The sequence below is a fragment of the Inquilinus limosus genome, from assembly GCF_002195995.1.
In the GTDB taxonomy this organism is placed as follows: Bacteria; Pseudomonadota; Alphaproteobacteria; order DSM-16000; family Inquilinaceae; genus Inquilinus; species Inquilinus limosus_C.
The window spans coordinates 1-13,070 of sequence record NZ_NHON01000006.1 but is presented as its reverse complement, the minus strand read 5'-3'; the positions used below and the strand labels follow the sequence as shown (position 1 = coordinate 13,070).

The 13,070-nt window shown below is 68.6% G+C and carries 14 protein-coding genes and 1 riboswitch; of the genes, 9 read left to right on the top strand and 5 right to left on the bottom strand.

Annotated elements, in window-relative coordinates:
• Window positions 1–168: 168 nt before the first annotated feature.
• The 5 genes from BWR60_RS04885 to lepB are packed head-to-tail and all read left to right on the top strand — an operon-like array spanning window position 169 to window position 4,922.
• Entirely contained in the window at window positions 169–1,437 is a 1,269-nt protein-coding gene (locus BWR60_RS04885) for an ABC transporter substrate-binding protein (RefSeq protein ID WP_088149891.1), read from the top strand.
• Window positions 1,438–1,465: 28 nt separating this feature from the next.
• The gene (locus BWR60_RS04880) at window positions 1,466–2,389 is read left to right on the top strand and encodes a carbohydrate ABC transporter permease (RefSeq protein ID WP_088149890.1); all 924 of its coding nucleotides are present in this window, start codon (window positions 1,466–1,468) and stop codon (window positions 2,387–2,389) included.
• Between the two features lie 4 nt (window positions 2,390–2,393).
• A complete protein-coding gene (locus BWR60_RS04875; RefSeq protein ID WP_088149889.1) occupies window positions 2,394–3,245 on the top strand; it encodes a carbohydrate ABC transporter permease in 852 nt (283 codons plus the stop codon).
• Between the two features lie 52 nt (window positions 3,246–3,297).
• On the top strand, window positions 3,298–4,233 hold the full coding sequence (locus BWR60_RS04870; protein ID WP_088149888.1) for an acetamidase/formamidase family protein: 936 nt from the start codon (window positions 3,298–3,300) through the stop codon (window positions 4,231–4,233).
• On the top strand, window positions 4,233–4,922 hold the full coding sequence (gene lepB / locus BWR60_RS04865; RefSeq protein ID WP_088149887.1) for a signal peptidase I: 690 nt from the start codon (window positions 4,233–4,235) through the stop codon (window positions 4,920–4,922). Before BWR60_RS04870 ends, lepB begins: the two co-directional genes overlap by 1 nt.
• A gap of 17 nt (window positions 4,923–4,939) precedes the next feature.
• Here lepB and BWR60_RS04860 read toward each other — a convergent pair whose 3' ends face one another.
• From BWR60_RS04860 to BWR60_RS04850, 3 genes are all read right to left on the bottom strand, one after another.
• The gene (locus BWR60_RS04860) at window positions 4,940–5,608 is read right to left on the bottom strand and encodes a peroxiredoxin (protein ID WP_088149886.1); all 669 of its coding nucleotides are present in this window, start codon (window positions 5,606–5,608) and stop codon (window positions 4,940–4,942) included.
• An 82-nt stretch (window positions 5,609–5,690) separates the two neighbouring features.
• Window positions 5,691–6,092 (bottom strand): type II toxin-antitoxin system VapC family toxin, encoded by a 402-nt coding sequence (locus BWR60_RS04855; RefSeq protein WP_088149885.1) that lies wholly within the window; start codon window positions 6,090–6,092, stop codon window positions 5,691–5,693.
• Window positions 6,089–6,325: an antitoxin gene (locus BWR60_RS04850; protein WP_088149884.1), complete on the bottom strand. Its 237-nt coding sequence runs from the start codon at window positions 6,323–6,325 to the stop codon at window positions 6,089–6,091. The genes BWR60_RS04855 and BWR60_RS04850 overlap by 4 nt, the downstream gene beginning before the upstream one ends.
• A gap of 121 nt (window positions 6,326–6,446) precedes the next feature.
• Window positions 6,447–6,549: riboswitch (TPP riboswitch) on the top strand.
• Window positions 6,550–6,601: 52 nt separating this feature from the next.
• Between BWR60_RS04850 and thiB the strand changes: the two genes are divergently transcribed.
• From thiB to thiQ, 3 genes are all read left to right on the top strand, one after another.
• On the top strand, window positions 6,602–7,603 hold the full coding sequence (thiB, locus tag BWR60_RS04845; RefSeq protein WP_088149883.1) for a thiamine ABC transporter substrate binding subunit: 1,002 nt from the start codon (window positions 6,602–6,604) through the stop codon (window positions 7,601–7,603).
• 187 nt (window positions 7,604–7,790) lie between these two features.
• Window positions 7,791–9,374, top strand: coding sequence for a thiamine/thiamine pyrophosphate ABC transporter permease (thiP, locus tag BWR60_RS04840; RefSeq protein ID WP_088149882.1), 1,584 nt, complete (start codon window positions 7,791–7,793; stop codon window positions 9,372–9,374).
• Window positions 9,355–10,092, top strand: a complete 738-nt coding sequence (gene thiQ, locus BWR60_RS04835; protein ID WP_218823345.1) for a thiamine ABC transporter ATP-binding protein — start codon at window positions 9,355–9,357, stop codon at window positions 10,090–10,092. The genes thiP and thiQ overlap by 20 nt, the downstream gene beginning before the upstream one ends.
• Here the strand turns inward: thiQ and BWR60_RS04830 are convergent.
• Window positions 10,089–10,769: a class I SAM-dependent methyltransferase gene (locus tag BWR60_RS04830; protein ID WP_088149881.1), complete on the bottom strand. Its 681-nt coding sequence runs from the start codon at window positions 10,767–10,769 to the stop codon at window positions 10,089–10,091. The genes thiQ and BWR60_RS04830 overlap by 4 nt on opposite strands.
• A gap of 4 nt (window positions 10,770–10,773) precedes the next feature.
• Window positions 10,774–12,159 carry a sodium:proton antiporter gene (locus BWR60_RS04825; protein ID WP_230982952.1) on the bottom strand — a complete coding sequence of 462 codons (1,386 nt, stop codon included), beginning with the start codon at window positions 12,157–12,159 and terminating at the stop codon, window positions 10,774–10,776.
• A 251-nt stretch (window positions 12,160–12,410) separates the two neighbouring features.
• On the opposite strand from BWR60_RS04825, the gene BWR60_RS04820 reads away from it, so the two are divergent.
• On the top strand, window positions 12,411–13,070 hold a 660-nt coding region (locus BWR60_RS04820; protein ID WP_144445520.1), incomplete at its 3' end, for an SRPBCC family protein.

The window sequence follows — 13,070 nt, the reverse complement described above, 5'->3', positions numbered from 1 at the left end:
AACGTCCTGCTCTTCCCAGATCCGTCATGGCGAGGCGCGTAGCGCCGTGGCCATCCAGGGGCCGATGCGAGCCGCCCTGGATGGCCACGCCCCTTCGGGGCTCGCCATGACGGTTCAGGACTTCCTACCGTTGATCTGACTTTTGACACCGTAACAAGGGAGGCAAAAATGAAACGACTGATGCTCCTGGCCGGCCTGGCCGCGATCGCCTTCACCGGTCCGGCGCTGGCCGACACCAACCTGAAGCTGGTCGAGGTCATCACCAGCCCGCAGCGCACCGAGTTCCTGAAGGGCCAGATCAGCAAGTTCGAGGCCGCCAACCCCGGCGTGCATGTCGAGATCGTCTCGCTGCCCTGGGGCGAGGCGTTCGAGAAGTTCCTGACCATGGTCCAGGCCGGCGAGACCCCGGACATCGCCGAGATGCCGGAGCGCTGGATGTCGCTCTACGCCAACAACGGCCAGCTCGAGGACCTGACGTCCTACATCGCCAAATGGGACGAGGCGTCGACGCTGAACGACCGGGCGGTGCAGTTCTCGAAGACCGTGAACAACACCCCCTACATGGTGCCCTACGGCTTCTATCTGCGCGGCCTGTACTGGAACAAGAAGCTGTTCCAGGAGGCCGGCGTCGCAGCCCCGCCGAAGACGCTGGACGAGTTCATGGACGTGTCGAAGAAGATCGCGGCGCTGGGCGGCGGCAAGGCCGGCTATTGCCTGCGCGGCGGCAAGGGCGGCACCGGCGGCACCGCCTTCTTCATGCTGACCATGGACGGCAAGGGCAAGTTCTTCAACGACGATGGCACCTCGACCTTCGCCGATGCCGACGCGGCCAAGGGCATGCAGTTCCTGGTCGACCTGTACAAGGCCGGCGGCGCGCCGAAGGACAGCCTGAACTGGGGCTTCAACGAGACCGTCACCGGCTTCTACTCCGGCACCTGCGCGATGCTGGACAACGACCCGGACGCCATGATCGGCATCCTCGACCACATGAAGCCGGAGGATTTCGCGGTGGCGCCGATGCCGGTCGGGCCCGGCGGCCACGCCTATCCCTCGATCGGCTATGCCGGCTGGTCGATGTTCGCCAACAGCGAGCACAAGGAGGAGAGCTGGAAGCTGATGTCCTACCTGCTCGATGCCGACCAGAACATCGAATGGGCCAAGTTCGTCGGCGTGCTGCCGATCCACAAAGGTGCCGAGAAGAACGAGCATTTCGCCGGCGAGCGTTATGCCGGCTGGTTCCAGGAGCTGAACGACCCGCAGTGGCAGCCGATCCCCTGGCCGGCCCATCTCGAGGAGTTCGGCTATTTCTTCGACGTCATGTCGGTGCAGAGCTTCCAGGAGGCCCTGCTGGGCCAGAAGCAGTCGGCCGACGTCGCCAAGGAATGGGCCGACTACCTGACCACCGCACAGCAGAAGTTCCTGGCCAGCAAGAAGTGACCGCCGGTCGATACACAAGACGAGTCAGATGACCGCCACCCACGCGATCCCGGGCGCACGCCCGGGATCCTTCCGCCGCGCGCTGGGCAATGCGCTGGAGCCCTGGCTCTATCTCAGCCCGGCCATCATCCTGCTGACGCTCAGCATGCTGGTGCCGCTGATCGTCGGGCTGTCCTATGCCTTCCAGAATTTCGGGCCGTTCGGGAAGCCCACCTGGATCGGGCTGAAGAACTTCGAGACGCTGCTGGGCGACGCCAATTTCTGGCGGGCGCTGAAGAACACCGTCTGGTGGACCGTCGGCAGCCTGGTGTTCCAGTTCTTCGGCGGGCTCGGCCTGGCCCTGCTGCTGAACCGGCCGTTCCGCGGCAAGCGCGTGGTGCAGGCGCTGGTGTTCCTGCCCTGGGCGGTGCCGACCTTCCTGTCCGGCCTGGTCTTCGCCTGGCTGTTCAACCCGGTGGTCGGGCCCCTGCCCTACTGGATGGCGGATCTCGGCCTGCTGTCGGAGCCGCTGAACATCCTGTCCGACCCCGACCTGGCGATGTGGGGTCCGATCCTGGCCAACATCTGGTTCGGCATCCCGTTCTTCGCCATCACGCTGCTGGCCGCGCTGCAGGCGATCCCGGGCGACTTCTACGAGGCCGCGGCGATCGACGGCGCCTCGGCCTGGCAGCGCTTCACCAAGATCACCGTCCCGTTCCTGGCGCCGACCATCGCCATCACCGTGCTGCTGCGCACGATCTGGATCGCCACCTTCGCCGACCTGATCTGGGTGATGACCAATGGCGGTCCGGCCAACGCCACCAACATCCTGTCGACCTACATCTTCTCCCAGGCCTTCACCCGGCTGAACTTCGGCTATGCCTCGGCCGTGGCGACGGTGCTGCTGCTTCTCCTCCTGCTCTATGCCGGCATCCTGATCCGGATGCGCAAGAGCCTGCTCGCGGGGCAATGAGACCATGAACGTCGTCGGACGCTCGCCCCTCGGCCGCCTCGCCGGCGGCACCGGCTTCTATCTCGGCATCGGCGCCTATCTGCTGTTCGCGCTGTTCCCGCTGTACTGGCTGGTCAAGATCTCGGTCACGCCGACCCAGCTCCTGTTCTCCGAAGGCATCACCTTCTGGCCCTCGGAATGGACGCTGGCGAATTTCGGCTCGGTGCTGACCGCCAGCAACTTCCCGCGCTACTTCCTGAACAGCGTCATCGTCTCGATCGCCACCGCGGCGGTGGTGACGGTCTGCGCCTCGGCCTCCGGCTACGCCTTCTCGCGCTTCCGCTTCAAGGCGAAGCCGGTGGTGATGTTCGTGCTGCTGCTGACCCAGACCTTCCCGCTGGTGATGATCATCCCGCCGGTCTATCGCCTGATGGCGCCGCTGGGGCTGACCAACAACCTGATGGGGCTGATCGTCATCTACAGCGCCTTCAACGTCGCCTTCGCCACCTTCCTGATGCAGTCCTTCTTCGATGCCATCCCGAAGGACCTGGAGGAGGCGGCGATGATCGACGGCTGCAACCGCTTCCAGGCGCTGCGCCGGGTGATCCTGCCACTGACCCTGCCGGGCATGGGCGCGACGCTGGGCTTCGTCTTCACCGCGGCCTGGAGCGAGCTGCTGTTCGCGCTGATGCTGATCAACTCCGACAGCCAGAAGACCTTCGCCGTCGGCCTGCTGACCTTCGTCGCCAAGTTCGGCGTCGACTGGGGCCAGATGACCGCGGCCTCGGTGCTGGCGCTGATCCCGGTCTGCATCTTCTTCGCGGTGATCCAGCGTTACCTCGTCCAGGGGCTGACCGCCGGCGCGGTGAAGGGTTGAACCGGCGGCCGAAACGTCCGAGCGTGTCGGCTCCACCGGAGGGGAGCCGACTATGCCGCGACACCATGTGCCCGCGTCCGCCGAGACCTGCGCCTGGGGCTATTTCGACGCGACGCGCGAGCCGGTCCTGACGGTCGACAGCGGCGCCACGGTCGTGATCGACACCGTGTCGGGCGGGCCGGCCGCGCTGCCCGAGGGCGATTTCCACATCCCGCCCGAGATCCACGAGATCCATGAGCGCTGCGACCGGTCGACGCCCGGCCATATCCTGACCGGTCCGGTCGCGGTGCGCGGCGCCCGGCCCGGCCGGGTGCTGGAGGTGCGGATCCTCGACGTCTCGCTGCGCCAGGACTGGGGCTACAACGTCATCCGCCCGCTGTCCGGCACCCTGCCCTACGATTTCGAGGAGATGCGGCTGATCCACATCCCGCTCGACGCGGCGCGCGGCACCGCCCGGCTGCCCTGGGGGCTGGAGCTGCCGCTGAACCCCTTCTTCGGCGTCATGGGCGTGGCGCCGCCGAAGGGCTGGGGCCGGATCAGCTCGATCCAGCCGCATGACCATGCCGGCAACATCGACAACAAGGAGCTGGTGGCCGGCACCACCCTCTACCTGCCGGTGTTCAACGACGGCGCCCTGTTCTCCTGCGGCGACGGCCATGGCGCCCAGGGCGACGGCGAGGTCTGCGTCACCGCGATCGAGACGGCGCTGCAGGGCACCTTCCAGCTGATCGCCCGCGACGACCTCGGCTTCACCTATCCGCGGGCGGAGACGCCGACCCACCACATCACCATGGGGATGGCCCCGGACCTCGACCGCTGCGCCGAGATGGCGCTGCGCGACATGATCGTGCTGCTGGGCGAGGTGGCCGGGCTGTCGCGCTACGACGCCTACACCCTGTGCAGCCTGGCCGGTGACCTGCGCATCACCCAGACGGTGAATGGCTGCAAGGGCGTGCACATGATGATGGCCAAGCACCTGCTGGGCTGATGATGCGGCGACGCGAGGCGATCGGGGCAGCGGGCACGGCCCTGCTGACCCTGTCGGCGGGGCGGGCTTCCGCTGCATCCCTGGGCGATTGGCTGGACAGCGCCGACATGGTCGGCCGCTTCCTGGCCGCCGGCATTCCAGCGAAGAGCTACGCGATGGGCAGCTCGTCGATGATGCCGACGCTGGGGGAGAAAGATGTCATCCTGGCCGATCTGCGCATGGCCGGCGCCCTGCCCGGCCGCGGCGACATCATCGTCTTCCGCCCGCCGGGCCCGGACACGGTCTATTGCAAGCGGGTGATCGGCCTGCCGGGCGACCGCGTGGCCCTGAAGGGCGGCCGGCTGGTGCTGAACGGCAAGATCGTCGAACGGCAGCCGCAGGGACAGACCGAGTTGGCCCTGTCCTACCGGTCGATGCCGGTCTCGATCTATGAGGAGGTGTTGGGCGGCGCCCGGCCATACCGGATCGCCGAGATCTCGGACACGCAGCCTTTCGACGAGGTTCCGGAGCGCGTGGTGCCGGCAGATGCCGTCTTCGTGCTGGGCGACAACCGGGACAATTCGCTGGACAGCCGCTCGCCCGATTTCGGCCCGGTCCCGGTCGGCAACATCATCGGCCGCGCCGTCTACCGGCTGCGGCCCAACTCGGGCTGGCTGGTGCCGCAAAAGAGCGTCCCCGGGCTCGATTGAGCCCGGGGATCCGGACATCAATCCCTGGGCTGCGCGACGGTGCGGAGGTACGGCTTGAGGGTCTTGAAGCCGTCCGGGAACTTCTGCTTCGCCTCCTCGTCGGAGACCGAGGTGACGATGATGACGTCCTCGCCGTTCTGCCAATCGGCCGGGGTGGCGACCTTGTGCCTGGCGGTCAGCTGCAGCGAATCGATCACCCGCAGGATCTCGTCGAAGTTGCGGCCGGTGGACATCGGGTAGGAGATCACCAGCTTGATCTTCTTGTCCGGCCCGACGACGTAGACGTTGCGCACTGTCTGGTTGTTGACCGCGGTGCGGCCCTCCGACGTGGTGCCGGCATCGGCCGGCAGCATGCCGTAGAGCTTGGAGACGACCAGCTCGGAATCGGCGATCACCGGGAAGTTCGGGGCGTGGCCCTGGGTCTCCTTGATGTCTTCGGCCCAGGCGGCGTGCCGGTCGACCGGGTCGGCGCTGAGGCCGATGACCTTGACGTCGCGGCGGTCGAATTCCGGCTTCAGCTTGGCGACGGCGCCGAGCTCGGTGGTGCAGACCGGGGTGAAGTCCTTGGGGTGCGAGAACAGCACGCCCCAGGACGAGCCCAGCCAGTCATGGAAGCGGATCCGCCCCTCGGTGGTCTCGACTTCGAAATCGGGCGCGTCCTCACCAATCGCGAGCGGTCCGGCCATTTCTACCTCCAATAAACGTTAATTTTGTAATTTTACCGTGCCGCGAGGCCGGTGTCATCAGGAGCCTTGTCGCAAGGGCCGCTCAAGCGAGCCAGTTCTCCACCCTCAGGCCGCGGACGCGCTTGAACTCATCGTCATTGGCGGTCACGACAGTGGCGCCGGTCGCATAAGCATGGGCGGCAATCAGCAGATCGTTGCTGCCGATCGGTGTCCCCACCACCTCCAGCTCTGAGCGGATGCGGCCGTAGTTCAGATCGGCGGGACGATCGAGTGGCAGGACCTTGATCTCGCTGAGCACATCCTCGACTGCTTTGAGCAGCCGTTTCGAGCCGTTCTTCGCACAGCCATAGCGCAGTTCGGCAGCCACGATGATGCTGGTGCAGATCGAGTCCTCGCCGATGGCGGCGATCCGCTCGGCGGTCTTGCCCCGCGGGTTCCGGATCAAGTCGGAGATGATGTTCGTGTCAAGGAGGTAGCGGGTCAAAGCACGCTCTCCGGCGCCGGAACCGGATCGTCGATCTCGGGGAACTCCTCGTCGAGCGGCTTCATCGTCCGAAGCAAAGCCAGCAGCCCGCGCTTGCGCACAGGTTCGATCACCAGCCGATCGCCGTCGCGGTGCATGATCGCCTCGTCGCCTGGCAATTCGAACTCCACTGGGATGCGAACGGCTTGGTTGCGGCCGTTGCGGAACAGCCTGACGTGCCTTTGCTCTGGCATTCGATCCTCCACGGCATATGCCAGAGACATAGGCCTCAACTCGCTCAATCACAAGTTCGCGAATGGCACTTTCGACATCTGTCACCTCGTTGACACGGAATGGGCGCGCCCCGATGATGCGCGCGTCTTGCCGGGGTGCCCGCGAGGGCTGAGAGGCGCGTCCGCGCCAACCCGACGAACCTGATCCGGGTCATGCCGGCGGAGGGAGCGCGAGACGACGCCTCAGGCATCGGCACGTCCCTTCCCGCCCCGCCTCGACCCTGCGGAGGAACTACGATGCGCCTGACTGCCGCCGTCCTGCTGACGGCCCTGACCTCCGCCCTCGCCGGCACAGCCATGGCCGAGACCCCGGTGCTGAAGGTCTACACCTACGAATCCTTCACTGCCGACTGGGGCCCGGGGCCGCAGGTCAAGAAGGCCTTCGAGGCCGAATGCGGCTGCACGGTCGAGTTCACCTCGGTCGAGGACGGCGTCGCCCTGCTGTCGCGGCTGAAGCTGGAGGGCAAGTCGAGCGAAGCGGACATCGTGCTCGGCCTCGACACCAACCTGACCGCCGAGGCCACGGCAACCGGGCTGTTCGCGCCGCATGGCCAGAAGCTCGACGGCCTGTCGCTACCGGTCGCCTGGACCGACCCGGTCTTCGTGCCGTTCGACTGGAGCTACTTCGCCTTTGTCTACGACAAGACCAAGGTGCCGAACCCGCCGAAGAGCCTGCACGAGCTGGTCGAGAGCAGCGACCTGGAGCTGACCATCCAGGATCCGCGCACCAGCACGCCGGGCCTCGGCCTGCTGCTCTGGGTCAAGCAGGTGTACGGCGACAAGGCGCCGGAGGCCTGGGCCAAGCTGAAGCCGCGCATTCTCACGGTCACCCCGGGCTGGAGCGAGAGCTACGGCCTGTTCCGCAAGGGCGAGGTGCCGATGACCTTCAGCTACATCACCTCGCCGCCCTATCACGTGATCGCCGAGAACGACAGCAATGTCGGCGCCGCGGTGTTCAGCGAGGGCAACTACCTGCAGGTCGAGGTCGCGGCCAAGCTCGCCTCCTCGAAGCATCCGGAGCTGGCCGACAAATTCCTGGCCTTCATGCTGACCCCCGCCTTCCAGGACCAGCTGCCGACCACCCAATGGATGTATCCGGCGGTGACGCCGAAGGCCGGCCTGCCCGACGCTTACAAGGCGCTGCCGGCCCCGGCCAAGGCCCTGCTGTATCCGCCGGAGGAGGTCGCGGCCAACCGCGCCGCCTGGATCGCCGAATGGCTGCAGGCGACCAGCAAGTAGGACATGGCCCTTGGGCCGGCTCTTCCCCTCACCCTCCCGGCCCAAGCGGGCCGGGCCCCTCCCTCTCCCCGAGGAGAGGGAAACCGAGCGACGTCCCGTTCACCTCTCCTTGGGGAGAGGTCGAAATCGCATCGCGATTTCGGGTGAGGGGGAAGCCGGCGCCGGACACGGCCGCCATTTCGTCCGGATGACCTCCCTTCCCGGCCTTCTCGCGCTTCTCGCCATCCTGGCCTTGATCGGCACCGCGGCGACCGGCCTCCTCCGCGCCGCCACCGAGTTCGACCTGCTCTCCGTCTGGGCCGATCCGTATCTCTGGTCGGTGCTGCGCTTCACCGCGCTGCAGGCCGGGCTGTCGGCGCTGATCAGCGTCGCCATCGCCATTCCGGTCGCCCGCGCCCTGTCGCGCCGCCGCTTCCCCGGCCGGACGCTGCTGCTGCGCCTGTTCGGCCTGCCGATGATCGTGCCGGCGGTGGCCGGCGCCTTCGGCATCCTCACCGTGTTCGGCCGCTCCGGCCTGCTGGCCGACCTGTTCGCGGCGCTGGGGCTGCCGATCCGGCCGAACATCTACGGCCTGGCCGGCATCCTGCTGGCGCATGTGTTCTTCAACATGCCCTTCGCCGTGCGCGTGCTGCTGGCGGCCTGGGGCACCATCCCGGCCGAGAGCTGGCGCCTGGCGTCGATGTTGGGGCTGCGCGGCGCCGACCTGTTCCGGCTGGTCGAATGGCCGATGCTGCGGCGCCAGCTGCCCGGCCTCCTCGCCCTGGTCTTCCTGCTGTGCTTCACCAGCTTCGCCGTGGTGCTGACGCTGGGCGGCGGCCCGGCCTCGGCCACCATCGAGATCGCGATCTACCAGGCGCTGCGCTTCGACTTCGACCCCGGCCGCGCCGTCGCCCTGTCGCTGCTGCAGGTGGCGCTGTGCGCCGTGCTGGTGCTGGCGGCGATGCGGCTGACCGGCCGGGTCGCCGATGAGGGCGGTGTCGGCCGGCCGGTGCTGCGCGACGACGGCCACACTCCGGCCGCCCGGACGATCGATGCCGTGGTCCTGGTCCTGGCCGCCGGCTTCGTGTTGCTGCCGCTGGTGGCGATCCTGGTCGAGGGGCTGGGCGGCATCGGCAAGCCGATCCTGGCCAGCGCCGCCCTGTGGCAGGCCGCCGGGCGCAGCTTGGCCGTGGCGCTGGGCGCCGCCACGCTGGCTCTGGTTCTGGGCTGGGCCCTGGCGCACAGCATCGCGGTGCTGCGGATCGGGAGGCGCCGCCGCAGGCTGGCCCGGCTGTTCGAGCTCAGCGGCACGGTGGTGCTGGTGGTGCCGCCGCTGGCGCTCGGCGCCGGGCTGTTCGTGATGCTGCTCGGCACCGCCGACCTGCGGCGCTGGGCGCTGCCGATCGTCGCCATGGTCAACGCGCTGATGGCCCTGCCCTTCGTGCTGCGCCTGCTGGTCGGCGCCGCCGAGCTGGCGCAGCATCGCCACGGCCGCTTGGCCGACAGTCTCGGCCTGTCCGGCTGGGCCCGGCTGCGGCTGGTGGAATGGCCGCTGCTGCGCCGCCCGGCCGGCTTCGCCCTGGCGATCGCGGCGGGCCTGGCCTTCGGCGACCTCGGCGCCGCGGCGCTGTTCGGCGGCGACGGCAACCAGACCCTGCCGGTGCTGGTGGCGCAGCTGCTCGGCGCCTACCGGCTGCAGGAGGCGTCGACCGTCGTGCTGCTGCTGGTGCTGATGGGCCTCGCCCTGTTCGGCCTGATCGAGAGGATCTTCGGTGGCCCCTCCTCCAACTGAAGACCGCGCGATTGAGATCGAGGCCCTGACCTATCGCTACGAGGCGATGGAGATGCGCTTCGACCTGGCGGTCGAGGCCGGGGCGTTCGTCGTGCTGTTCGGGCCCAGCGGCGCCGGCAAGAGCACGCTCCTGAACCTGATCGCCGGCTTCGAGGCGCCGCTGTCCGGCCGCCTGCGCCTGCTCGGCCGCGACGCGCTGGGCCTGCCGCCGGCGGCGCGGCCGGTGACCACCCTGTTCCAGGACCACAACCTGTTCCCGCATCTGACGGCGGCGAAGAACGTGGCACTGGGGCTGCATCCGGGCCGGCTGAGCCCGGCCGAGGCCGCCCGGGTGCAGGAAGCGCTGGCCCATGTCGACCTGGAGGGGCTGGAGACACGCCGGCCGGCGGAGCTGTCGGGCGGCGAGCGCCAGCGCGTCGCTTTAGCCCGCAGCCTGGTGCGCGACCGCCCGATCCTGCTGCTGGACGAGCCCTTCGCCGCGCTCGGGCCGGCGCAGCGGCGCGAGATGGTCGGGCTGGTCGACCGGCTGCGGCGGGAGCGCGGCCTGACCGTGCTGATGGTCAGCCACCAGCTCGACGCCCTGCCCGGCATCGACGCCCAGGCCGCCTTCATCGAGGACGGCCGCGTCGCCGCCACCGGCCCGGCCACCGAGCTGCTGACCCGCCCGCCACTGCCGGAGATCGCCGACTATCTCGGCTATGTCGGGCCAACCAATTAGCAGGCCCGGCCGCAGACCAGCGTGGCGTGATCCCACCACGGGCTGACCGCGACGCGGCGATCCTGCACCGCGAAGCCGGCGCCGGCCAACTCGGCTTCGAGCGCCGAGAGGGGCTTGAGGGTCCGGTAGGGATGGCCGTCCCGCATCAGGCAGCGGGCCCGTGGGTCGAAGCGGGCCCGGGCATCGGCCGACCGGGGCTCGCCGCACATGCTGCTGACCACGAAGACGCCGTCGGGCCAGAGGATGCGGCGGATCTCGGCGAGGCACGCAGCCCGGTCATCGCCGATCAGGCAGTGCAGGCAGCTGCCGTCGAACACGATATCGAAGATGCCATCAGCGAAGACGGGCATGCAGCAGACGGTGCCCTCATGGAACGTCCCGTGCAGCCCGGCTACCGCGAAGCGCTCTCGCGCCCAGGCCACGGCGGTGGCAGAGATATCGATGCCCTGGACCTCGTAGCCCTTGCCGGCCAGCAGATAGGATGACTGGCCGTTGCCGCAGCCAAGCTCGAGCATCCGAGCCGGAGGCACCGGCAAGGCCCCTTCGCGCTCCAGCCGGTCAAGCGTCTCCTTCAGCCTGGCTAGCCCACGCTCATACTGGTCACCGGCCCATCCTGGCTGCCCCATCTCGCGCAGGCTCCGGTACTGGGCCTCATAGTCATCGGCGGGCCCGGCCATCCCCCTACGCCCCCGCGTAGAACAGCAGCGACACCAGCACGAACAGCGGCAGCAGGATGCCGCAGGACCAGGCCATGTAGCCGAAGAAGCTGGGCATGGCGACGCCCCGCTCCTGCGCGATCGACCGTACCATGAAGTTCGGCGCATTGCCGATATAGGTGTTCGCGCCCATGAACACGGCGCCGGCGGAGATGGCGCCGAGCGTGGTCGCCAGCGGGCCCATCAGGTGCTGCGCGTCGGCCCCGGCCATGTTGAAGAAGACGAGGTAGGTCGGCGCGTTGTCGAGAAAGCTGGACAGCGCCCCGGTCAGCCAGAAATAGGCCAGGTTGTTCGGCGCGCCGGTGCCGCCGACGAGGTCGACCAGCGGCGCCAGCGCCCCGTCGCGACCGGCGCGCAGGATGGCGATGGCCGGCACGATGGTGACGAAGATCGCCGCGAACAGCTTGCCGACCTCGATGATCGGGAACCAGTTGAAGTCGTTCAGCCGCCGGCTGTCCTGCGACGTCAGCACCCAGGACAGGCCGATGATGGCCAGCAGAGCCAGGTCGCGGGCCAGGTTCTCCAGCGCCACCGGCACGTGATAGACGGTCAGTTCGACGCCCGGCTTCCACACGCCGCTCAGCAGCACCGCGCCGACGATGCCGGCCAGCAGCAGCAGGTTGACCCCGCCCTCCAGCCCGAACGGCACGCGCGGTTCGGGCGGCACCTCGCGCAGCCCGTGCTCGCGCCGGAACAGCGCGATGTCGATGACGAGATACAGCGCCAGCAGGACCACGGAGCACACCAGCATCGGCAGCAGCAGGTGCTGCGTCGGCCAGAAGAACGACACGCCCTGCAGGAAGCCGAGGAACAGCGGCGGGTCGCCCAGCGGCGTCAGCGCGCCGCCGATATTGCCGACCAGGAAGATGAAGAACACCACCGTGTGCACGCGGTAGCGCCGGTTCTCATTGGCGCGCAGCAGCGGCCGGATCAGCAGCATGCAGGCGCCGGTGGTGCCCATCCAGCTGGCGATCGCCGTGCCGATCGCGAGGATGCCGAGATTGACCGCCGGCGTGCCGACCAGCGTGCCCTTGAGCCGCACCCCGCCGGCGACCACGAACAGCGACGCCAGCAGGATGATGAAGGGCAGGTACTCGGTCAGCGCGACGGTCAGCACCTCGTAGAGCGCCAGATCGACGCCATGGATCGCGGCGAAGGGCAACAGGAAGGCCAGGCCCCAGAAGGCCGCGACCTTGCCGAAATGGTGATGCCAGAACTGCGGCCGGACCAGCGGGAACAGCGCGATCGACAGCAGGATGCCGATGAAGGGGATGATCCAGCCCAGGCCGAGCTGCGATCCGTCGAGATGAGGGGCGCCTTCGGCGGCGGCCTGGGCCGGTGCGGTCGACATGAGGAAGGCCGCTCCCGCCGCCGCGACTCTCAGACGGCGACAGGCATGTCGAGACACCGGCATGAACACCCTTCTCCCCTTCGCGCTTCAGGCGGCAGGAGTATGGCCATCGAGGCGAAGCCGGCAAACCTTTTCCGGGCGGCCCGCCGCGCCCATCGCGCTGTCGGGCCCAAGGTAGGGTTGTCGCGTCACACGGCGCACACTAGCTTCCAGTGACTCGCGCAAGCCGGCGCAGAAGAAGGAACCGTGCCATGGAAATGACGGGCGAGCATCGGATCGCGGCGCCGCGGTCGGTGGTCTGGGAGGGGCTGAACGACCCCGAGGTGCTGCGCCGGTCGATTCCCGGCTGCGACACGCTGGAGAAGACATCGCCGACCGAGATGACGGCGACCGTCACCGCCAAGGTCGGCCCGGTCAAGGCCAGCTTCGGCGGCCAGGTCACCCTGTCCAACCTGAACCCGCCCGAGAGCTACACCATCTCCGGCGAGGGCAAGGGCGGCGCGGCCGGATTCGCCAAGGGCGGTGCCGATGTGAAGCTGGTCGAGGACGGCGACGGCACGCTGCTGCAATATGCTGTGAAGGCCAATATCGGCGGCAAGCTGGCGCAGCTGGGCGCCCGGCTGATCGACGGCACCGCCAAGAAGATGGCCGACGACTTCTTCTCCCGCTTCGCCGCCGAGATGGAGCAGCGCGCCGCAGCCGGCGGTGCCGCGGCGCCTGTGCCGGCCCCGTCGGTCGAGCCCGTTGTGCCCACACCGGCCCCGGCCGCCGCCGAGATTCCCGTGCCGGTTCCAGTCCCGGCCGAGACGGCGGTGACGCCGCCGAGCCCGGCCGAGGCGCCCAGCCTCGCCACCGCCGAGCCGGTGGCCGCGCCGCAGCCGGTGCCGCCCACGGCCGCCCCGGCGCCGAAG